The organism is Sporosarcina sp. G11-34, assembly GCF_026931025.1.
Genome location: NZ_JAHNZW010000002.1, coordinates 214,839 through 236,377 on the forward strand (window position 1 = coordinate 214,839; position 21,539 = coordinate 236,377).

24 protein-coding genes and 1 riboswitch are annotated in these 21,539 nt (G+C 43.1%); of the genes, 18 read left to right on the plus strand and 6 right to left on the minus strand.

Translation table 11 applies throughout. From position 1 onward, the window contains the following. Positions 1-6: 6 nt before the first annotated feature. The 3 genes from KSU66_RS03115 to hemQ form a co-directional block, all read right to left on the minus strand. A complete protein-coding gene (locus KSU66_RS03115; RefSeq protein WP_269049956.1) occupies positions 7-396 on the minus strand; it encodes a spore coat protein GerQ in 390 nt (129 codons plus the stop codon). A 92-nt stretch (positions 397-488) separates the two neighbouring features. After that, entirely contained in the window at positions 489-908 is a 420-nt protein-coding gene (locus KSU66_RS03120; RefSeq protein WP_269049957.1) for a cell wall hydrolase, read from the minus strand. Between the two features lie 90 nt (positions 909-998). After that, positions 999-1,748 carry a hydrogen peroxide-dependent heme synthase gene (gene hemQ, locus KSU66_RS03125; RefSeq protein WP_269050164.1) on the minus strand — a complete coding sequence of 250 codons (750 nt, stop codon included), beginning with the start codon at positions 1,746-1,748 and terminating at the stop codon, positions 999-1,001. Positions 1,749-1,922: 174 nt separating this feature from the next. Between hemQ and pta the strand changes: the two genes are divergently transcribed. Together pta and KSU66_RS03135 are read left to right on the plus strand one after the other, a co-directional pair. Further along, positions 1,923-2,894: a phosphate acetyltransferase gene (gene pta, locus KSU66_RS03130; protein WP_269049958.1), complete on the plus strand. Its 972-nt coding sequence runs from the start codon at positions 1,923-1,925 to the stop codon at positions 2,892-2,894. A 16-nt stretch (positions 2,895-2,910) separates the two neighbouring features. Beyond that, positions 2,911-3,753, plus strand: a complete 843-nt coding sequence (locus KSU66_RS03135) for a lipoate--protein ligase family protein (RefSeq protein ID WP_269049959.1) — start codon at positions 2,911-2,913, stop codon at positions 3,751-3,753. A gap of 12 nt (positions 3,754-3,765) precedes the next feature. Here the strand turns inward: KSU66_RS03135 and KSU66_RS03140 are convergent, their stop codons facing one another. Further along, positions 3,766-4,404: an RsfA family transcriptional regulator gene (locus KSU66_RS03140; protein ID WP_269049960.1), complete on the minus strand. Its 639-nt coding sequence runs from the start codon at positions 4,402-4,404 to the stop codon at positions 3,766-3,768. Between the two features lie 182 nt (positions 4,405-4,586). On the opposite strand from KSU66_RS03140, the gene KSU66_RS03145 reads away from it, so the two are divergent. Then, positions 4,587-5,885, plus strand: coding sequence for an HD domain-containing protein (locus tag KSU66_RS03145; protein ID WP_269049961.1), 1,299 nt, complete (start codon positions 4,587-4,589; stop codon positions 5,883-5,885). A gap of 15 nt (positions 5,886-5,900) precedes the next feature. After that, positions 5,901-6,407, plus strand: a complete 507-nt coding sequence (locus KSU66_RS03150; protein WP_269050165.1) for a YwgA family protein — start codon at positions 5,901-5,903, stop codon at positions 6,405-6,407. 168 nt (positions 6,408-6,575) lie between these two features. Here the strand turns inward: KSU66_RS03150 and KSU66_RS03155 are convergent, their stop codons facing one another. After that, positions 6,576-6,761 (minus strand): 2-hydroxymuconate tautomerase, encoded by a 186-nt coding sequence (locus KSU66_RS03155; protein WP_269049962.1) that lies wholly within the window; start codon positions 6,759-6,761, stop codon positions 6,576-6,578. A gap of 68 nt (positions 6,762-6,829) precedes the next feature. Between KSU66_RS03155 and KSU66_RS03160 the strand changes: the two genes are divergently transcribed. Then, the gene (locus tag KSU66_RS03160) at positions 6,830-7,348 is read left to right on the plus strand and encodes a YwhD family protein (RefSeq protein WP_269049963.1); all 519 of its coding nucleotides are present in this window, start codon (positions 6,830-6,832) and stop codon (positions 7,346-7,348) included. Positions 7,349-7,665: 317 nt separating this feature from the next. Here the strand turns inward: KSU66_RS03160 and KSU66_RS03165 are convergent, their stop codons facing one another. Further along, positions 7,666-9,723 carry a transglycosylase domain-containing protein gene (locus tag KSU66_RS03165; RefSeq protein WP_269049964.1) on the minus strand — a complete coding sequence of 686 codons (2,058 nt, stop codon included), beginning with the start codon at positions 9,721-9,723 and terminating at the stop codon, positions 7,666-7,668. A gap of 162 nt (positions 9,724-9,885) precedes the next feature. On the opposite strand from KSU66_RS03165, the gene KSU66_RS03170 reads away from it, so the two are divergent. From KSU66_RS03170 to KSU66_RS03230, 13 genes are all read left to right on the plus strand, one after another. Next, positions 9,886-10,317, plus strand: a complete 432-nt coding sequence (locus KSU66_RS03170; protein ID WP_269049965.1) for a DUF1934 domain-containing protein — start codon at positions 9,886-9,888, stop codon at positions 10,315-10,317. Continuing rightward, positions 10,314-11,981: an arginine--tRNA ligase gene (argS, locus tag KSU66_RS03175; protein WP_269049966.1), complete on the plus strand. Its 1,668-nt coding sequence runs from the start codon at positions 10,314-10,316 to the stop codon at positions 11,979-11,981. Before KSU66_RS03170 ends, argS begins: the two co-directional genes overlap by 4 nt. Before the next feature lie 122 nt (positions 11,982-12,103). Further along, a riboswitch (cobalamin riboswitch) is annotated at positions 12,104-12,297 on the plus strand. A 124-nt stretch (positions 12,298-12,421) separates the two neighbouring features. Continuing rightward, complete coding sequence (locus KSU66_RS03180) at positions 12,422-13,399, plus strand: ABC transporter substrate-binding protein (RefSeq protein ID WP_269049967.1); 978 nt, start codon at positions 12,422-12,424, stop codon at positions 13,397-13,399. Next, positions 13,392-14,387, plus strand: a complete 996-nt coding sequence (locus KSU66_RS03185; RefSeq protein WP_269049968.1) for a FecCD family ABC transporter permease — start codon at positions 13,392-13,394, stop codon at positions 14,385-14,387. Before KSU66_RS03180 ends, KSU66_RS03185 begins: the two co-directional genes overlap by 8 nt. A gap of 1 nt (position 14,388) precedes the next feature. Beyond that, on the plus strand, positions 14,389-15,861 hold the full coding sequence (locus KSU66_RS03190; RefSeq protein WP_269049969.1) for an adenosylcobinamide amidohydrolase: 1,473 nt from the start codon (positions 14,389-14,391) through the stop codon (positions 15,859-15,861). Then, the gene (gene cbiB / locus KSU66_RS03195; RefSeq protein WP_269050166.1) at positions 15,861-16,817 is read left to right on the plus strand and encodes an adenosylcobinamide-phosphate synthase CbiB; all 957 of its coding nucleotides are present in this window, start codon (positions 15,861-15,863) and stop codon (positions 16,815-16,817) included. The genes KSU66_RS03190 and cbiB overlap by 1 nt, the downstream gene beginning before the upstream one ends. Then, positions 16,804-17,883 (plus strand): pyridoxal phosphate-dependent aminotransferase, encoded by a 1,080-nt coding sequence (locus tag KSU66_RS03200; RefSeq protein WP_269049970.1) that lies wholly within the window; start codon positions 16,804-16,806, stop codon positions 17,881-17,883. Before cbiB ends, KSU66_RS03200 begins: the two co-directional genes overlap by 14 nt. Next, the gene (locus tag KSU66_RS03205; protein WP_269049971.1) at positions 17,865-18,422 is read left to right on the plus strand and encodes a bifunctional adenosylcobinamide kinase/adenosylcobinamide-phosphate guanylyltransferase; all 558 of its coding nucleotides are present in this window, start codon (positions 17,865-17,867) and stop codon (positions 18,420-18,422) included. Before KSU66_RS03200 ends, KSU66_RS03205 begins: the two co-directional genes overlap by 19 nt. Next, complete coding sequence (locus KSU66_RS03210; RefSeq protein ID WP_269049972.1) at positions 18,419-19,255, plus strand: cobyric acid synthase; 837 nt, start codon at positions 18,419-18,421, stop codon at positions 19,253-19,255. The genes KSU66_RS03205 and KSU66_RS03210 overlap by 4 nt, the downstream gene beginning before the upstream one ends. Further along, positions 19,252-20,016, plus strand: coding sequence for an adenosylcobinamide-GDP ribazoletransferase (cobS, locus tag KSU66_RS03215; RefSeq protein ID WP_269049973.1), 765 nt, complete (start codon positions 19,252-19,254; stop codon positions 20,014-20,016). The genes KSU66_RS03210 and cobS overlap by 4 nt, the downstream gene beginning before the upstream one ends. Next, positions 19,989-20,582, plus strand: a complete 594-nt coding sequence (locus KSU66_RS03220) for a histidine phosphatase family protein (protein ID WP_269049974.1) — start codon at positions 19,989-19,991, stop codon at positions 20,580-20,582. Before cobS ends, KSU66_RS03220 begins: the two co-directional genes overlap by 28 nt. Further along, complete coding sequence (locus KSU66_RS03225; protein ID WP_269049975.1) at positions 20,534-20,929, plus strand: bifunctional adenosylcobinamide kinase/adenosylcobinamide-phosphate guanylyltransferase; 396 nt, start codon at positions 20,534-20,536, stop codon at positions 20,927-20,929. Before KSU66_RS03220 ends, KSU66_RS03225 begins: the two co-directional genes overlap by 49 nt. Continuing rightward, the gene (locus tag KSU66_RS03230; RefSeq protein WP_269049976.1) at positions 20,926-21,507 is read left to right on the plus strand and encodes a cob(I)yrinic acid a,c-diamide adenosyltransferase; all 582 of its coding nucleotides are present in this window, start codon (positions 20,926-20,928) and stop codon (positions 21,505-21,507) included. Before KSU66_RS03225 ends, KSU66_RS03230 begins: the two co-directional genes overlap by 4 nt. Positions 21,508-21,539: the final 32 nt, after the last annotated feature.

A 21,539-nucleotide genomic window follows, 5' to 3' on the forward strand; every position in this document is an offset into this window, starting at 1 on the left:
GATTTTTTATATTTGACGTTGTTGCATATTTTGTGGAAAGTAGTTCACTTGGCCTAAAAACTCGGCATAATCAAAATAAATCATTGGGAAAAGGAATTGGTGACCTGTCGCCTCTTCTTTTACAATCACATGATCACGGCCGGCCTCTTCTACAGAACCCGTGATATTTCTCACATTCAGGGCTTCTCCAACTGTATGTGTAAATGAAAAGTGGAAAATTCCGGGTTCGCCTATATTTAACCGTAATATATTCTCGATGTATGATGTTTCTCCAATCGGTAGAACGGGTCTTCCACTTGGCGTTGTTCCTTGAGTTGGCATAGGTATAGGCTGTTGACTATTTGGCTGTTGGAAATTCGGCTGTTGGAAATTGGGGTTCCAATAATATTGGACCATTCAGTCATCCTTTCATTGTTGGAATAAATCTGCCGCATCTGCCGAAGGCTTTAACTTAATTTAGTTGGGGTTTAAACCCCCGCTAAATTAAGTTAAACTGATGGACAGTCACTTACGAGTGGAGCAAAAAAACAGTGTGACTTATACCTACCGGTGTTCCATTGGCCATACCACTGTGCTGGGCACTGACCTGTAGGCATGAAAAACCAAAGGGCACGACTAGCAGGATGAAAACGTTCGCCCGCAATGACGCGTCTGGCGAGTTGTATATCTTCTGGGCGTGCGCGTTGGTAGAAGTACCCTTTAGTTGTTGCTTCAAAGCCTCCAGGTCGCTGGAATACCATCTGTTCTAAGGTGCGAATATCGGGAAAATCTAGGCAATCCCCAAGCACACGGTTCACACCAACGTTGCCAACCATGAGCATACCTTCAAGGCCATCACCTTCCGCTTCCGCACGCATTAACCGGGCAAGTAATTCGACTTCGGCCTCATTGTACGCAATCACTGCCAAAGAACAACCTCCTCATGTAAAACATATGCGGTGTATGAATCGTTAATGACAAAAAAGAAGCTGCAATGGATCGCAGCTTCCGAATAGTAATTACAAATTAAAGAATGCAGCTTTTTTGTCGCCATCTAAAAGTGTGCCGACAAAGAACGAACCGAATTCAGCGTAGCGTGCACTTACTTCATCAAAACGCATTTCATAAATCAGTTTTTTGAACTGAAGGGCATCCTCGGAGAATAACGTAACGCCCCATTCGTAGTCGTCGAAACCGACAGAACCCGTGATGATTTGTTTCACTTTACCAGCATAGCTACGTCCGATTAAACCGTGGTCACGCATCAATGCTTTTCGCTTGTCCATATCAAGCATGAACCAGTTGTCCTCGCCTTCGCGTTTTTTGTTCATTGGGTAGAAACAAATATACTGTTGACGTGGAAGTTCTGGATACAGACGTCCGCGCACGTATGGGTTTTGGTATGGATCTTCAGTAGATTCGCCCGCTAAGTAGTTTGACAACTCAACGATTGAAACATATGAATACGATGGAATTGTGAAATCTGCGATTGCGAGTTTGTTAAATTCAGCTTCGAGTTCTTGCAATTCGTCCATTGTAGGACGCATAGTCATCAGCATGAAATCGGCTTTTTGCCCAACAATTGTATAGAATGCATGACTTCCAGTTTTTTCATCGTCAGCTTTTTGGAGCTTTTCGAGATACACTAGAAATTCATCAACTGCGGCCTGGCGTTCTTCTTTGGAAACCATTTTCCAAGATGTCCAGTCCATTGAGCGTAAATCGTGTAACGCGTACCAACCATCGAGTGTAATTGCTGCTTCGTTCAATTTATATGACACTCCTTCGAATTGTTTTTTATTCATTATAAGTTTAGCATAGCCCGACCAAAAACGACTCAAATATGCGGCGTTGTCATGAAATTGACAAGATGCGGGCGACTTTCCAGACAGGTACCGTTGGTGTATGATAAAAACAGAAAATAAAGTGAGAAGGGGACGAAAATGACTACTTTTTTTAGTGAAATACGTACACAATTAAAAGGGACTAAAAAAACAATTGTATTGCCAGAAGGGAACGATGTACGCATTTTACATGCAGCATCACTACTTCAAAATGAAGGAATTGTAACGCCAGTTTTACTTGGAAACGTTAGCGAAGTGGAGAAAACGGCGGAAGAAGCAACTATCGACGTTTCGGGAATCTCGATTATTGACCCAGCCGAAGTTTCCTATTTCGAAGAATTGGTAGAAGTTTTTGTTGAAAGACGGAAAGGGAAGGCGACGCTCGAGCAAGCACGGGAATTGCTGCAAAACGTCAATTATTTCGGCACGATGCTTGTTTACACGGGACGGGTAGATGGGCTTGTTAGCGGTGCGGTACATTCAACTGCAGACACGGTACGTCCCGCCCTTCAAATTATTCGAACAAAGCCGGGCGTTTCAAAAACAAGTGGTGCGTTCATAATGATGAAAGGCAATGAAAAACTTGTCTTTGCGGACTGTGCAATTACAGTTGCGCCTACTTCAAAAGAACTTGCAGAAATCGCAATTGAAAGCTCCAAAACAGCGCAGGCATTTGGCATGCATCCACGTGTTGCAATGCTGTCGTTTTCGACAAAAGGATCTGCGGTGACCGAAGAAACGATAAAAGTAGCGGAAGCTGTGAAAGCAGCACAATTGCTTGCACCGGAATTGTTAATTGACGGTGAATTTCAGTTTGACGCGGCATATGTTCCAGAAATTGCTGTGAAAAAAGCACCTGATTCCACCATTCAAGGCGATGCAAACGTATTTGTATTTCCATCTTTGGAAGCGGGGAATATTGGTTACAAATTAACAGAACGGCTCGGCGGCTATGAGGCGATTGGTCCAATTCTACAAGGATTGAATGCGCCGGTAAATGATTTGTCACGCGGTTGTTCAGCGGACGACGTCTACAAGCTTAGCCTTATAACCGCAGCCCAAAGTCTATGATCGGGAGAAGTTAATTATGTCATTATATGAATCACTTTTACGCATCCCGAAGTGGCGATTTGTGGATGAATCGATAAGTGCACGCAAACGTTCTGCACTTGAATCGTTTGCGGCAGACGATACATTTTGCCAACTTGTCGGACAAGGTATGAGCCTGCCTACAATTCGCACATGGGTTCACGACAGTACGGTTGTTCTTGGTATTCAAGATCATCGGCTGCCGTATATATCTGAAGTCATTCCGATGATTGAGGACACCGGGTACAAACCAATCGTCCGAAACTCTGGGGGACTTGCGGTTGCCCTTGATGAAGGCGTACTGAATATTTCAATCGTCTTGTCGGAAAAAGATACAGCGATTGATATTCCGACAGGCTATGAAGTTATGCTTGCTTTCGTTCGGATGTTGTTTCCAGAAGCGGGTGACCGGATTGAGGCATATGAAATCGTAGGATCTTATTGTCCAGGTTCCTATGACCTTAGTATTGACGGTCGGAAATTTGCGGGCATTTCGCAGCGCAGATTACGTCAAGGGATTGCAGTCCAAGTGTATCTTTGTGTTGAAGGAAGCGGTGCAAAGCGAGCAGAGCTCATTCGTGATGTGTATGAAATTGGATTGCAAGGTGAAGAAACAAAATTCGATTATCCCGACATTCACCCGGAAGTGATGGCATCGCTTGCCGAACTATTGGAAATGCCACTTACAGTAAGTGACGTCGTAGGGCGGATTCAAACATTGCTTCCGACGCTTGCTGAAGAAGTTTTCATCGGTGGCTTTCAACCGGAAGAAATCGAATTGTATTCTTTTTATTTACACCGGGTCGTCGAACGAAATAAAAAGATGTTGTTGAGCAAATAAAAAAACCGCCAATCAGTGACTGATTGGCGGTTCTTTTGATACGAGGTTTCCATTCTTCTCCATTGTGAAAATAGGTGCCGTGCGATCTTCCTCATCCGTAAGGGTAACGAGGCGACGTGCGCGGTTCATGATTTGTACGAACTGTTCGTAATCGGTGCGAAGCGTGTCGTTTTCATTTTGAAGTTTTTCAATTTCTTTTTCTAACTTGGTAATGTTTTCGTTTGCAACTTTCGCTGTCTGTCTCCAACGTAGGGATTCACTATCACCAGCTCCTGTATGATGCAAACGAACGAGATAAGCGATAACCGTATCGAGTGATAGCGCCGATAACGGAACTGACACTTTGTTATCGGACTCATTACTTTGCGACGAGGGAGTATACAATTGACTACCACGTCGTTTGAAATCCTTACCGAGCACACGAATTGCTTGTTTGCGTTCTTTCTTTGCATCTTCAAGCTCTGTTTCATATTCCCGTCTTACAACGGCATTCCACCTAAATCCGCAAGCAGCGGCTGTTCTGTTTAGTGCATCTCCGACCTCTTCAAATGCACTTAGTTGTGTGCTTCCTTCACGTACATGTCTTAGCACCGTTTCAGCCAGTAACGTATCGTTTTCTTCCATCCAAGCATCCTGTCTAACTTTCACCATCGTTCTGCCCCCTGCCATGTTCATAGTTTAGTACTACGGTCAGTGTGGACATGGAATGCTATCTTTATTCATTAAGATAAAGGTAAACTCGTATATATTTTCATGTTAAGAGCTTTTTACCTGCCTTTCGGTTGCTTTATTTTTCAAGTACAATAGATTAAAGAATGAATGGGGGTGCGCAAATGAGCTATAAAAATGAAAAGTTAAGCGAAGAGAAAGTATTTAAAGATCCAGTGCATAGGTACATCCACGTGCGCGACAAAGTCATTTGGGATGTGATCGGTACAAGTGAATTCCAACGGCTTCGACGTATAAGACAGCTCGGAACGACTTATCTTGTATTTCATGGAGCAGAGCATAGCAGATTCCATCATTCACTTGGCGTGTATGAAATCGTTCGACGAATTATAGATGACGGCTTCCAGGGAAGCCCCGAGTGGAACAACGATGAGCGACTTGTGGCACTTTGTGCTGCACTGCTACACGATTTAGGGCACGGTCCATTTTCTCACGCATTTGAAAATGTTTTTAATCTTGATCATGAAGATTTTACGCAAGCCATTTTACTTGGAGATACAGAAGTACATAAAGTCTTAAGTCGGGTATCACCGGACTTTCCACAAAAAGTAGCAGATGTTATTGGAAAAACTTATCCAGATAAACTTGTCGTTAGTTTGATATCGAGCCAAATCGACGCGGACCGAATGGATTATTTACAACGGGATGCTTACTTTACTGGTGTATCCTATGGCCATTTTGATATGGAAAGAATTTTGCGTGTCATGCGACCTGAAGAAGAGCAAGCCGTCATCACTTATAGTGGAATGCATGCAGTAGAAGATTATATAATGAGTCGTTACCAAATGTATTGGCAAGTCTATTTCCATCCGGTGTCACGCAGTGCGGAAGTTATTTTGACGAAAGTTTTGCATCGTGCGAAATATTTGAATGAAAACGGGTATGTATTTAAACAAGAACCTACTCATTTTGGTTCGTTTTTTGACGGAACGTTTTTATTGGAAGACTATATCGCGCTCGACGAAGGTGTCGTAACGACGTATTTTCAGATGTGGATGAAAGAAAAAGATCCCATTTTAGCGGATCTCAGTTCGCGGTTTATCAACAGAAGGCTGTTTCAGTACGCTGAATTTGATCCCGCGACAGAATATAAAAAAGTTTTTGAACTCGGAAAACTATTTCAAGAAGCTGGTTTGGATCCTGAGTATTACCTTGTTACGGATTCATCGTCGGATTTGCCTTATGATTTCTACAGACAAGGTGAAGAAAATGAACGACTTCCGATTTTTTTGAAAATGCCAAATGGCGAGTTAAGCGAACTATCGCGTTCATCGGATATTGTAGATGCCATTTCGGGGAAGCGGCGTACAGATCACAAAGTGTATTTTCCAGAAGATTTGTTGGAGGCCGGAAAAGAGGCCAACCCTCTGTATAGTAAAATTCTACACATGTTAAAAGGATAGGAAAGGGTGGACGCCTTGTTGCGGGAACATGCAAAAATCGTTCAGTTCATTTCAATAGCGAATGAAGTGAACGGAAGAAAAAAGTTGCAGAAAATGATTTATATTGCAAAAAAAATGAATTTTTCTTTCGCAGAAAAATATGAGTTTCATATGTACGGACCTTATTCGGAAGAATTAACGCTGCGGATTGAAGAGTTATGCGAAATGGGATTTCTGTTTGAAGACTACTCGGACAAAGGTTCGTACGTTCAATATAGTTATAATGTGACAAGCGAAGGGGAACGTTTTATTGAAACGGCCGCTTGTGCACACGAAAATCTAAACGGTTGTATTGATTTGATGAAAGAGAAAAGTTCGCGATTTCTAGAACTCGTGTCAACGCTTCTCTATTTCGACCAACTTGAAAAACAAGAGCAAATTGCCAAAGTTCATATCGTGAAAAATAAATTAAACTTTTCCGAAGAAGAGATGGATTCAGCTTTTGCGTTTATTGAAGAAATACAAAAATACTCCGTTAATTAAGAAAAGCGTAAGCGCCCGTGTAGTTCGCGAAGGAAATAGGAAACTCCACAGAAGTCGTTTTTTGACTTTTGGGGAGTTTGTCTTTTCCACAGCGAGCTGGGCGCTGGAGCCTAGACAGTAGAAAAGCGTAAGTGCCTTGGTAGATATTACAGGCGCTTACGCTTTTTCTTATTCGTCGCTTTTACGTTTTCCGGCGATGGAGTAGTGATTTTTTGACATTTCTTCAATAATGATAGAAACGGCTTCGGCAGGTGCGCCTGTTGTCTCTACGACAGCTTCTGTGACACGTTCACAAAGGGCACGTTTCTGTTCATCTGTACGTCCTTCAATCATTTTTACCGTTACAATTGGCATTCTTCTTCCCCCTTCCTAGGTATATCCAGTATACTGAATATAATATCAGATTTGGAGGGGACAAAGAAATGGCTAATGAAGAAAAACCAAAAACAAAATTGGGCTTTACAATTATAAAGGACGATCCAACAGATGGGCATAAAGGATTTGGCATTGGATCATTGTCACTAGAAAACGTCTCACCTGTAATTATTGATGTAGAAGAAGGCGTTGCGACGATTGAAATTGGTGCGATGCATGCGAGAAGTCCACTAGAGCGTGGTATCAAGTTTCTGCTTGATCGTGAGGAATCGGCGGGTGGAAAACCGTACTGGCTCGTTTGGGTGACAATTGACTATAAAGAAGACGGTCCATATTATGCAGGTGTTACGGCTTGTGAAATGGTTGTCAATCGGGAAAAAAGACGGGGCTATAAAAACTTTATTGAACATATGAACAAAATGGATAAATCGATGAAACGCCATATAATGATTGACGAGATGGATGATAAGTCAAAAGGCATTCTTGCCGAATTTTTAAAGGGTCATAATAAGGAATTATGGGATCGCAGTAAGCCGGAATTACGCAGCGGCCTTGGTAGAGAATAACGAGTAATGTGAACAAAGTATGACAAATTTCGCATACTTCTGTTCAGACGGTTGAATGTCGGCTTGAAACGCAGTACACTGAAGTCATAGCTTGCGAACGTAAGCTAGGACAACCGGAATAATGCACTCACTGCATTTAGAATTCCAGACAAACCCAAGCATGGCATTCTAAACGCAAAAGAACGTTGGACTGGTAAAAAAGCTTTCTTCCCCCAAACTTAAATTGGGAGAAGAAAGCTTTTTTGATGGCAAACAATTATTGACAATACTATGTCTTGGCGCTTTGCGGTGGTCGAAGCGTGTTCGAAGGAATATCTTTATTCGAAAAATGAAAATGGGAACAGGTCGAACAGTTTACTTTTCTTTTTATCGCTTGACCGTAGTTCTTGTAACGACTTGTCTGTACATAGTTTTTGTGGCATGTCCTTTTCCTTTACGTACATCAGGCGCTGTTTTTCACAATCATCCACGGCAAGGCCTCCCGTTTCAACATCGACAACTACCCCGCTAATTCCATCGGGTGGTATGAACGGCTGGGGTTTCGTGCCACGGTGGACAGTTTCCATAAAATCAATCCATATTTTTTTGGACGGCGCTAAATCCTGTGGGTCGGTTAACTGCTTACCAACATCAAATCCAGTCCAAATCCCGGCGGTAAGAGTTGGAGTATATCCAATTAAGTAGTGATCTGAATCGGTCGTTCCCGATTTGGCTGCATACGGTCTCGTTTGTTTTTGACGCATGGAAAGACCCGTTGCGGAAGAATAATCATTGAAAACTGGATCAAACATCCCAGTCATAAGATGCGTCAGAATAAAAGCATCTTGTTTTGAAATAGCTTGCTTGTTTTCTTTGGTCGGATGTTCATACACGGTCTTTCCCGAAGAATCCATTATGGAAAGGATCGTCGTCGGTTGAACATTCACTCCATCTGATGCGAATTTGTTAAATGCGCCGGTCATATCGAAAAGAGTGACATCTACTGCACCAAGAGCAACAGCCGGGGATTCCGGAAGCGATGCATGGATACCGAGACGTTCCACCATATTTCTATAATTTTTATAACCGACTTCTTCAAGCGTTTTTACTGCGAAAATATTATCCGAAATGGCGAGTGCTTGCGCAAGTGAAATTGGGTGATCCGCGAACTTCCCATTGACATTTTTCGGCTCATATGAGGATTTTCCGTCATCATAAGTAAAAATCGTTTTTTCAGTCGATAAAAACGTAAGCGGATTATATCCATTTTCCAACGCAGCGGCATATAAGATAGGCTTTAACGCGGAACCAGGTTGCCTTTTTGCCTGAGTTGCCCGGTTAAATGGACTTTCTGCATAATCAACTCCACCGACAAGTGATGTAACAGCACCGGTACCCGGTTCAACGGACATAAATGCAACTTGCAATCCACTATTAGGCATCCACTTTTTAACCATTTCTTCAGCGGTTACTTGATGGTGTTTGTTAAGTGTCGTCTGAATTGTCCAGCCACCTTCTGCAGGGGAACGACCTTTCTTCGTCAGCACTTTTTCTGCTTCTTTCCATACTTCATCTAGAAAATAAGGTGCACTTCGTTTTGAATGGGTCCACTCCTCATTTTTTAAAACAATCGGCACATCGCCTGCGCGTTCTGCCTGGGCTGCGGTTACATAATCTTGGGCTTTCATAAGAGATAGCACGAGTAATTTTCTTTCCGTAGATCTTTCTGGATTATCAACAGGTGAATACCTTGAAGGTCCTTTTGCAATCGCGGTAATGACCGCGGCCTCTTCAAGAGTCAAGTCAATCGCCGACTTTCCAAAATAAAACTTACTCGCAGCTTCCACGCCATACATTCCGTGCCCAAAATAAACGGTATTTAAATAACCTTCCAAAATAGCATCTTTTTCATAAAAACGTTCCATCCGATAGGCAATAAGGGCTTCATTAATTTTCCGCTTCCATGATTTCGTATGTGTCAAATAAAGATTTCGTGCATACTGCTGTGTAATCGTACTTGCGCCTTCCACTTTCCGCATCGATTTTACATCTTTCAAAACAGCTCCCGCAATTCGCTTATAATCAAATCCGTTATGCTTATAAAATTTCCTGTCCTCTGTTGCGATAACTGCGTCGATAAGAAAGGGTGACATGTCATCGAGACTTACCCAGTATCTTCGTTCCTCGGAAAAGTGATCCCCGATTTGTTTCCCGTCTTTATCGAGAAAAACGGAACCTTTTGGAACGCTAAGTGAAGGAGCACCCGTAATTTGTGCATATATTTTAAGTGAAATAAATACAGTAAACGCAGCTGTAAGCGTTGTAAGGGTTAGCAATAAAAACCGGCGCAATAAAATTTTTCTTTTTTTCTTTTTCAAAAACTTTGTCCGTTGCATAATGACCCTCCGATCCGTGCACTTTTATGTAGTATGCGACCCAAGTTGCAACATTAAACGGATATCTGATCATTTTTTCATGTAAATGGCCTGCTTAATTGAAAAGTGACGTGTAAAAAGGATATAATAGAAAGATGTTTTCATCTAAGAGGCGGTGAACGAATGGAATCGCGGAATGTGCATGTCTTACTTAATTCAACTATCCGGCATCCTGGGCAGGAAACGGAGACCCATGAACTGAAGGCAACGGGGCAATGCATCGTCAAAGCTGGCAGGTCCTATTTAAAATATGAAGAAGACCACGACGGCAAACGAATTCAAACAATGATAAAAATGGGTGCCAACGATGCCCTTATTATGCGTAAAGGTGCCGTGGATATGCGTCTTCCATTTAATGTGGAAGAAGAACGCCAAGGGACTTACGGAAATGGACCCGCAACTTTCGGGTTAGTCGTACAGACAGAACGTCTTATATTTGAAGAAAACGAGAATACCTTTAGTGGAACGTTTAGCGTGATGTATTCGCTTTGGGCTGAAGAATCGGTACTAGGAAATTATGAATTGACAATTACATATACGGAGGGAACCTCATGAACGCAGTTGAACAAATGCAACGAAAAGTTAAATTGGCACTACATAACGCGGTGATTAAAGCCGGACTTATAGAAGAAACGGATATGCCAGATGTCATATTAGAAACACCAAGAAGTAAAGAGAACGGGGATTACGCGACAAACATCGCCATGCAACTAACAAAATTGGCGAAAAAACCACCGCGTGTAATTGCTGAAGCTATTTTAGACAACATCGATAAAGAAAGTGCGTCTATCGAAGGAATCGACGTCGCAGGCCCTGGATTTATCAATATCACTTTGAAAAAAGATTATTTACAAGAAGTTGTGAAAACAGTACTTGAGCAAGGCGTTGATTACGGTAAGTCAAACGCAGGCGCGGGAGAAAAAATCCAAGTTGAATTCGTATCCGCGAATCCAACGGGTGACCTCCATCTTGGCCATGCACGCGGTGCATCTGTTGGGGATTCACTGTGCAACGTACTTGATATGGCTGGATACAACGTGGAACGCGAGTATTATATAAATGATGCGGGCAACCAAATCGACAATCTTGCAAAATCGGTTGAAGCGCGGTATTTCCAAGCGCTTGGAGAAGAATGGGAAATCCCGGAAGACGGCTATCAAGGGCAAGATATTATTGAACTTGGGAAGCGTCTTGTTGAAGAGTTTGGGGACAAATATAAAGAAGTATCTGCTGAAGAACGTTTCAAGTTTTTCCGTGAATATGGTTTGAAATATGAACTTGCAAAATTAAAACAAGACCTAGAAGATTTCCGTGTTCCATTCGACAGCTGGTTTTCAGAGACCAGTTTATATGGTAGCGGAAAAATCGAAAATGCCATGGAAAAACTACGTGCAAACGGTCATGTTTTTGAAGATGAAGGCGCAACATGGTTCCGTTCAACGACATTCGGAGACGACAAAGACCGTGTGTTAATTAAAAAAGACGGTTCGTTCACGTATATTTTACCCGATATTGCTTACCACGAAGATAAAATTCAGCGTGGATTCGATACGCTTATTAATATTTGGGGAGCCGATCACCACGGATATATTCCGCGTATGAAAGCGGCTATCGAAGCACTTGGCTACGAAAAAGATACGCTTGAAGTAATCGTTGCGCAAATGGTCCACTTATTTAAAGACGGCGAACGCATGATGATGAGTAAACGTACAGGTAAGGCGGTTACGTTACGTGAACTCGTTGAAGAAGTTGGTCTTGACGCAGTTCGTTATTTCTTTGTTATGCGTTCCGGCGATGCACAAATGGATTTCGATCTCGATTTAGCCGTTTCGCATTCCAATGAAAACCCTGTCTATTACGCACAATATGCACATGCTCGAATTTCATCGATTCTTCGTCAAGCTGAAGAGATGAAAATGACTGCTAGTGCAGATGGCGCGGCTTTATTGACATCGGAAAAAGAAATCGACTTGTTGAAGAAAATTGGGGATTTCCCGGGTGTTGTCGCAGACGCTGCACGTGCACGTTCACCGTACCGCGTTGCAACTTATATCCAAGAACTCGCAGCAACATTTCACTCATTTTATAATGCGGACAAAGTGTTGGATGCAGACAATGTAGAGCTATCCGTTGCTCGTCTAGCTTTAATAACAGCAGCGCGCACAACGATTGCGAACGCTTTAAATTTACTCGGTGTATCTGCACCAGAAAAAATGTGATTTTCTTTTCCGCTACGCTTCGGTGTAGCGGTTTTTTTAATGCGTCAAAAGTTATTTTCAATGATATTCGTCACTACTCGACACAAGTAAAATATGTAGTATACTATTAGATGAATACAAATTACATACGAAAACATAAAGGTTCCCCCGCCTTCACGGTAGGGGTTAAAAGGGAAGTCGGTTGAATGCCGACGCGGTCCCGCCACTGTAAGTGTAAGCAAGTCGCACCTATGTCACTGGACAAGTAATAATGTTCGGGAAGACGCGACAAGCTAAGATCACAAGCCAGGAGACCTGCCTTTATGGAATCACCCGTCAACCTGCGAGGATAGGTTTGGTGAAGATCAGCGCTTTTCCGCGTCCAGATTTTTACTTGAACTCATCCTTCGTGCACGACTTACGGAGGATTTTTTGTTTCGATAAAATAGGGGGAGAACAATATGAAGAAGATATGGAAGTTATGGTTATTATCCATAGTAGCAGTATTTATGTTAGCTGCATGTGGAGGAACGGCAACACCAGACACGCCAAAAATTGATGACACGCCAAAAGAAGATGTTAAGAAAGAGGATGTTGTTGAGTCTGCATCTCCGGTAACAGTGACCGATTCCGTTGGCAATGAAATTACATTAGAAACAGCGCCAGCAACAATCGTTTCAATGACGCCAAGCAATACGGAAATTTTATTTGAACTTGGTCTTTCAGATGAAATTATCGGGGTGAACGACTATGATGATTATCCAGCAGAAGCATTAGAAAAAGAGAAAATCGGTGGAATGGAATTTAACGTTGAAAAAATCGTAGCGATGAATCCAGATATCGTCTTTGGTCACGAATCAGGATTAAGTACAGGTGAAGCGGGTTACGAGCAAATTCGTGCGGCTGGAATTCCTGTATTCATCGTGAAAAATGCAACGAACTTCGATGAAACGTACACTACAATTGAAGAAGTTGGTAAATTAACAGGCAAAACAGAAGAAGCCGAGAAAATAATTGCGGAAATGAAAGAAAAAGTGGAAGAAGTTCTTACAAAAGTAGCTACAGTCGAGAACAAAAAAACAGTATTCGTAGAAACATCACCAGCCCCTGAAATTTACACGGCGGGTAAAGATACATTCATGCAAGAAATGTTTGACATGGTTGGTGCGGACAACGTCGCAACTGAAGAAGGTTGGTTCATGATAGATCCGGAAGCCATTATTAGCAAAAACCCGGATGTTATTATTGTTATGTATGACTACATTGAAACAGCAGTCGAAGACGTTTATGCACGTGAAGGATTCGATACAATTACAGCAATCAAAGAAAAAGCAGTGATCCAAGTTCAAGAAAACATAACGAGTCGTACAGGTCCACGTCTTGCAGAAGGACTGGAAGCAATTGCAAAAGCAATTTATCCAGAAGTTTTTAGTGAGTAAATCAAGCGTTGCCTACTTAGTATCTGCCGTAACACTCGTTGTGGCGGTGTGGCTAGGTGTATCTATCGGGACTGTGAAAATACCGATAAGTACGTTTTGGAATGCAGGAGCGGATCCGATTGCTACGAATATTTTATGGAAAATACGTATGCCACGGGTTGTACTTGCAGGGCTTGTCGGGGCATCACTTGCGATTTCAGGAGCTGCATTTCAAGGTCTTTTGAAGAACCCGCTTGCTGATCCATACACCCTCGGAGTGTCATCCGGCGCCTCTGTAGGTGCTGTGATGACACTCTTTTTTGGACTATCGATTCCGATTCTAGGCATATATACGCTTCCCGTATTCAGTATGATTGGTGCGGCGCTTACGATGTTTCTCGTTCTAGGTTTTGCACGCCTTGTCGATAAGGCGATGAAAATGGAGACAATCATTCTTACGGGAATTATTTTCGGATCCTTTCTTGGTTCGGTTCTATCGCTAATGATTGCGCTTACCGGGGAAGAACTGAGGCAAATTATTGGTTGGCTTCTTGGCAGTGTTTCGATGCGGGGTTGGAACTATATTACAATGATTTTGCCGTTTGTTATTATTGGTTCATTTATGCTTTGGTTTAGTCGAAGGGAATTGAACGCGATGCTGTTTGGCGAAGAACGCGCCCATCATTTAGGTGTAAATGTCAGACGTCGCAAATTTATGATTTTAATTGGTGGTTCTGTGTTAACTGGTTCAGCTGTTGCTGTTTCAGGGACAATCGGATTTGTAGGACTTGTCGTGCCGCATATGACGCGCCTTTTGTGGGGATCAGATCATCGCCATCTATTGACGTTGTCGTTTATGAATGGTGCAACATTACTCATTATTTGCGACCTTGTTGCGCGCACAATTATTTCACCGACAGAACTTCCAGTCGGTGTGATAACGGCGTTTATCGGGGCACCTGTTTTTGCATATATCTTCTATAGACAACGAAGAAAGGGGGCAATGTAATATGTTGCAAGTTGAAAATATATCAGGCGGATACGGCAAGGAACCTGTCGTTAAATCTGTTTCATTCACTGTAGGAAAAGGAGAAATTCTTGGCATACTTGGCCCGAACGGAAGCGGAAAATCGACCCTTCTAAAAGTGATTTCAGGTATTCTTCCCGCACAACAAGGAACGGTCACGATTGACGGAAAAGTTTCATCGGCCTATTCTCAAAAAGAGTTTGCCAGAAAAGTCGCCGTACTGCCCCAACTCCATGCACATGCTTTTTCGCATACAGTACGTGAAACAGTAGAGCTCGGTAGATATCCGTACCAGTCGGGGATTTTTTCCTCGTGGTCGGTAGAAGATGAGCGTGCTGTTACCGAGGCGATGGAAAGTACAGCGGTGACTCGCTACGAAAATCAGTCGATCGAATTGCTTTCAGGTGGCGAACAGCAACGCGTTTTTGTTGCGCAAGCACTTGCACAAGTTGCCCCTATTTTACTGTTGGATGAACCTACAAACCATCTAGACATTGCCCATCAGCAACAGCTACTAGATACGATTCGAAAACAAGCGGTCGAAAAAGGACTCACGGTGATATCTGTCTTTCATGATATTAACTTAGCTTCTTTATATTGCGACCGCCTGTTATTGATGGAAAATGGGCAGATCGCCAAAATCGGAATGCCGCGGGAAGTTGTCAAAGAAAAAGCAATCCAACACGTGTATGAAGCGCGCGTGAAAACACAGCCTCATCCAGAATTGCCTAAACCGCAAATTACGCTTTTGCCGGATACGAATGGAGAAAATCCATCTTTTGTCGTGACAAAAGATGATTTTTCCGTGTCGTCCAATTATGTGTCGCTTTGCGCAAAAGGTCCGCTTAAAACGATTTCATCCGCCGTACATAACCCCGGAATGGGTTGGTACCGGGTATTCATCAATCGACATGTCGATGCGGATTACCATTGCGATGATGTCCAACTTGAAATGGCTTCTTATCTCGAACAACAAGGTTTCAACACATCCGAAACCGTCGGCATGATGACTGCGGTCACGACGGAGCATGCGGAAGTTGAAGAATACAAAGGAGACTTTGGTTCGGTCGTTATCGCAGTGACTGCTGGTGTTGGCAATGCTGTCGATGTGTCCGAAGCGCTTACCCGCGACCGAGAACATAAAGTCGGCACCATTAATACGTGGGTCATTGTCAATGGACAACTGCCGGACGAAGCGTTTATCCAAGCGATGATTACAGCAACGGAAGCGAAAACAAAAGCACTGCAAACAGAAGAAGTAAAAGATCCGCTGACGGGCACAATTGCTACAGGCACATCAACAGATAGTTTACTTGTCGCGGCCACTCAATACGGCGAATATCTGCCATATGCGGGTCCAATCACGGAACTTGGCAAACTAGTTGGTCATGGTGTCTATGAGTGCACTGTTCGAGCGCTTCGTGCGTATAAAAAAGCAAAAGGTTGGACGTCATGATACCTGCCCATTTCATCGCCATTGCGATAGGTTTTCTACTTGACCGAATGATCGGGGACCCACCGAAATGGCCACATCCCGTTCGTTGGTTAGGTACATTTATTGCCAAGCTGACAACCCGTTTAAATAAAGGAAGATTTCGCACATTCAAAGGGGCCGTCATTCTTTTTACTACAACAAGCCTCGTTTTTGTTCTTGTGTTTGCGATTGTCGGATTCACGTATAAGCTACATATTGTCGTCGGCATTGCCTTTGAAAGTTTGTTAATTGCGATTGGGCTTGCCCAAAAAAGCTTGCGTGATGCGGCACTAGAAGTGTATCGACCGCTTGCAGAAGGTGACCTCACGGAAGCACGTGCAAAGTTATCTTGGATTGTAGGCCGTGATACCGACAACCTAAATGAAAGTGAAATTGCGCGTGGTGCAATTGAAACTGTTTCAGAAAATACGGCAGACGGTGTGACATCGCCACTTTTTTGGACCTTTCTCCTAGGGGCTCCTGGTTTGTGGTTGTATAAAGCGGTGAACACGCTCGATTCAATGATTGGCTATAAAGATGAACGTTACGAGAAATTTGGAAAGTTTTCTGCACGGGCGGATGATGCCCTGAATTTCATTCCCGCGCGAATAACGGGCCTGTTAATTATTTTATATACACCAAATACAGGCAAGCTTTCTTTGTGGAAACGGTTTTCGCAGTGGAGTCGGGACGCCAGACGCCATGCAAGTCCGAATAGCGGTTTTTTGGAAGCGGCAACTGCTTGGCAACTTGGAATTACATTAGGTGGAAAAAGTACATATCGCGGCATCGTTTCGAAAAGGCTTGAAATCGGCCCGCAAAACAGTCCACCTACGATGAAACATATTAAATCGGTCATTACTGAGATGCACGTCGTATCGTTTATATTTTGGCTGATGATGACCGTATTGGGGGTAGGGCTTTATGGAATTGCCTAAACACGGGGCGAACCCACAACATGTTTATGCACAACTAGAAATGGAACAACCCGCGCGTCTGTTGGATTTCAGTGAGAATGTCAATCCAGCGGGACCTCCAGAAACGGTTCTGAAGATATGGGGAGATTTAGTAGAAAAACTCAACGTCTATCCAGATCCGGAAGGGGAACCATTTGTCTCGGCGGCAGCAAAATTTCACGGCGTAGAAAAAGAGAATGTATTCGCCGGAAATGGAGCGGCAGAATTACTTGCACTCGTCGCAGAACGTTACCGAGGGAAACGGGCGATTATCGTTCATCCAACATTTTCAGAGTACGAAGCGACGCTCCAAGCAAAAAATGTGGAACTCGTTCGCATTTTTTCCGAAGAGGTGACCGGCTTTACATTGCCAATCAATGAAATAATGACTGCAATGCAGTCAGCTTCTGTTCTTTATTTGTGCACGCCGAATAATCCAACGGGCATAATGCCTGAACGAGCGGATGTATTAAAAATCATTCAACACGGCATGGAAGTTCACTGTGAAGTGTTGCTAGACGAGGCCTTTATCGATTTTGTCGATGAATCGCTTTCATTCATCCGAGAAATAGCCACGTATCCAAATGTCTTAGTAGTCCGCTCGATGACGAAAATGTACGCCATCCCTGGAATACGGCTCGGTTATGTCGTAGCGAGCAAAACGGTCATTTCAGGCATCAAAGTACTTGCACCACATTGGAACGTCAACGGTGTGGCGGCGCAGATTGGATTGATTTGTTTGCGTGAAAAGAGCTATAGAGAGCAAGCAATTCGTCACAGCGTACAGGAACGTGAAAAGTTAGCTGCATTTTTAACAAGCAATGGGTGCACGGTAACGGATTCGGTCGTCAACTTTATTTCATTCAAACTGGATGTAGGCCGGGATGCTAGTAAGTTGTACAAAGACCTGTTAATGCGTGGAATCGTTCTCAGACACACAGAAAACTTCAGTGGAATGGATGGGCGTTGGTTTAGAGTAGGCATGAAAAATCGGGCAATGATGGCTGAACTTGAAAAGGGGCTGGTGCAATGGTTCGCGGAAAACTAACGTTCATAAGTGGCGGTGTACGAAGTGGAAAAAGCGCATATGCAGAGCAATTACTTGTGACCCAAAACAAAGGGCGACTCATCTATATTGCTTCCGGTTCTGCGACCGATTCGGAAATGTCCGATCGTATCCAAAGACACCGCCACGACCGTTCGGAATTTAATTGGACAACAATCGAACAACCAATGAACTTGGAAGAAGTTATTCCTTTTATCAAACAAGGTGACTTTGTCCTTTGGGATTGTGTGACGACATGGCTTGCACATGAATTGTATAACGATGAAAAAACGGCCATGACAGCTATAGAAAAAACGGAGTCGCGACTGTACGAAACAATTGAAGAATTGCTAACAATTGCCACACATTTAGTGATTGTTTCCAATGAATTGTTTGACGAACTACCATCCCATTACGAGAAAGTTAGATTGTATAGTCAAATCCTCGGTCGCATTCATACAAAACTAGTAGAAAAGTCGAATACAGCGATTGAAATGGATTACGGAATAGCGACTTTTTGGAAACAGGGGGATGCCCAGTGAATGGATTAATTGTAGTAGGAACCGCATCTGATTCCGGAAAAACGATGATCTGTACGGCACTTTGCCGAATACTATCCGATGAAGGCATACGTGTAGCGCCATTTAAGTCGCAAAATATGTCTAGGTATTCGACAATTACTAAGGACGGGGAAGTGATAAGCCGGGCACAATTTATCCAAGCAGAAGCAGCAAGAACAAATCCTTCAATATACATGAATCCAATATTATTGAAGCCTGTCCCTGGCATGAAGTCAGACGTTTTCTTCTTTGGAGAGAAAACAGAAACATTGGATGGAATGGCCTACAGAAAAGACTACTACGACCGAGGTATTGAAGCGATCCGAACGTCACTTGTAAACCTATCGAGAAACTACGATACGGTCATTATCGAAGGTGCCGGAAGTCCGACGGAAATGAATTTGAACGATCGGGAAATTGTTAACTTTCGTGTTGCAGAAATTGCAGACGTTCCGGCGATCTTGGTCGCGGACATTGACCGGGGCGGTGCGATTGCGGCAATTGTCGGCACGCTTCAACTTCTGAAGCCAGAACACCGAGCGCGTGTGAAAGGAATTGTTATTAACAAATTCCACGGAGACGTTTCCTTATTTCAAGAAGGAATCGATTTTATCGAAACGTATACGAAAATTCCAGTCGTTGCCGTCATTCCGTATAAAAGCAATCACGGAATTGAAGAAGAAGATGCGGATCGGCCAGTAAGTCAGGCACCTAAAGGGATTGATGTGTACGATGCATGGGCGGCGCATGTGAAAGCTCATTTAAACTGGCCGCTTGTAAAACGTATTCTAAACGATTCGGAGGCCGTGCAATGAACGGTATTTTACTGGCCATCCAGTTTTTTACGGCGTTTCCTGTTACAAAAGAATTACCTCTCGGGCGAAAAGAAGTAACTGCAATGTATGTAGCGCTACCGTTCGTCGGCGCGGCAATCGGATTGTCTATGTACGGTATGGCTTATTTACTACTTGACGTTGGAATGACTGGAACATTTCTAGCAGCAGTCCTCGTAACGCTTACTGGTGTCGTGCTCACCGGCGGTTTACATCTTGACGGCTGGGCCGATACAGGGGATGCGTTTTTTTCATATAAAGACCAAGAAAAGCGACACGAAATATTAGGGGATCCTCGTCTCGGCGCATTTGGAACAATGGCATTAGTATTTTTAATCGTGCTGAGAATAGCTTTGTTTAATGAACTCTTTTTACGGGGAATGGATATGTTACTCATTTTCATTGCCGTGCCGTTTTTAAGCCGGATTGGACTCAATATTTATTTTACAACAGTCAAATCTGCCAAAGATAAAGGACTTGCACATTTCTTTAAAGAGAAGTTGAACCAACAAGTAGTCGTTACTATATCTATAATTGCGGGCTTACTTTTTTTAGGTAGCATGGCAATTGTATTAGAAACTGTAGTTGTTCCAATTGTTTTATTCATCGTACTTGCCGTTTCGGTTTGGATATTCAAAAGCTGGTCAGTGAAACATTTTGGGGGAGTGACGGGCGATTTGTCGGGCACGTTTATTGAAGGAGTGGAAGTATTGTTATGGATCGTCCTTTTATTATTCATCTGATGCGCCATTTGCCAACTGCGGGTAATCAGGAAAAGAAGTATATTGGTTGGACAGACGAACCGATTTTGGAAACAGCAGAACAAAGTTGGGAGTTACCAAATCTTCCTCCAATCATTCGTGGAAGTGATTTACTTCGTTCCAAGCAAAGTGCTGCGATTTATTTCCCGCATGCGGAATTTGTGGCAGATAGCAGATGGCGTGAATGCAATTTCGGCGTGTTTGAAGGGAAAACATACAACAATCTAGAAAAGAATATGGGCTATCGAAAGTGGCTAGAAGATCCGTATATAAACCCTCCACATAATGGAGAAAGTTTGGCTGAAGTTGAAAAGCGTGTACTTGCTGCACTAAAATCTTTACCGAATGGTTCGGTTGTCATAACGCATGGTGGACCGATTCGAGTCTTGCTGACAAAGTTCTCCAAGGAGTTAGTAGACTTTTGGTCGTGGAAAGTTCCGCACGGTACAAAATGCCGGCTTGAATGGGAAAACTTGAAAGCATTTGAGGAGGGGGAACCATGCACGTCTATATCGGTGGCGCATCGAATGGAAAACGAGAATACGTAAGAAATAACTTACGTGAAAAAAATGCACAAGACGTCCTTTGGGTTGAAGGCGAACTTCCAACCGAAGGCAGTGGACTAGTAGTCATTGCGGGACTTGAAAAGTGGCTTGAGAATACAACGTTATCTGAAGCGGAAGCTGTTACAAAAGTAATGGAAATTGTAGAAACACGTAATACGATATTTATATTGACAGATATTGGACGTGGAATCGTGCCTATGAATGCAGCGCAACGAAGTTTGCGTGATACATGCGGCCGAATATATCAGCGGTTATTTGCGGAAGCGGATGAAGTGACAAGAATTTGGTATGGCATCGCAAAAAACATTAAAAGGGGAGAAAGTTCATGAAAATTTATACGAAAACAGGGGATAAAGGGAAAACAAGTTTAATAGGCGGTCGAGTTGATAAAGACCATTTACGCGTAGAAGCGTATGGCACGCTAGACGAACTCAATTCATTTGTCGGAAAAGCGATGACGGAGTTAGACAAAGAAGTATTCGCAGATTTGCTGGTGGACTTGGAAGCTATTCAAAATGAATTATTTGATGGTGGCGGAGACCTCGCAAACGTTATGAAAGAGCGCCATTATAAATTGTCGGAAGAACCGATTGACGTGTTGGAACAGCGCATTGATAAGTTGATGGAAGAAGCGCCGCCACTTGAGAAGTTTATTTTACCAGGCGGATCTCCCGCGGCGGCGACGCTTCACATCGCAAGAACGATCACTCGGCGTGCAGAACGCCAAACGGTGACGCTTATGAAAGAGGAAGAAGATGTATCGCCAATCGTAGGACGCTACTTGAACCGACTTTCCGATTACTTTTTCGTCGCAGCACGTATTGCCAATTCGCGTGTGAATATTCCGGATAACGAATATGTAAGAAGTGCAAAAGTGTTCCGAACAGATGAAAAAAAGAAAAAGTGAAAAATCTAAGCAGAAAAGGGTTGTTTGACATA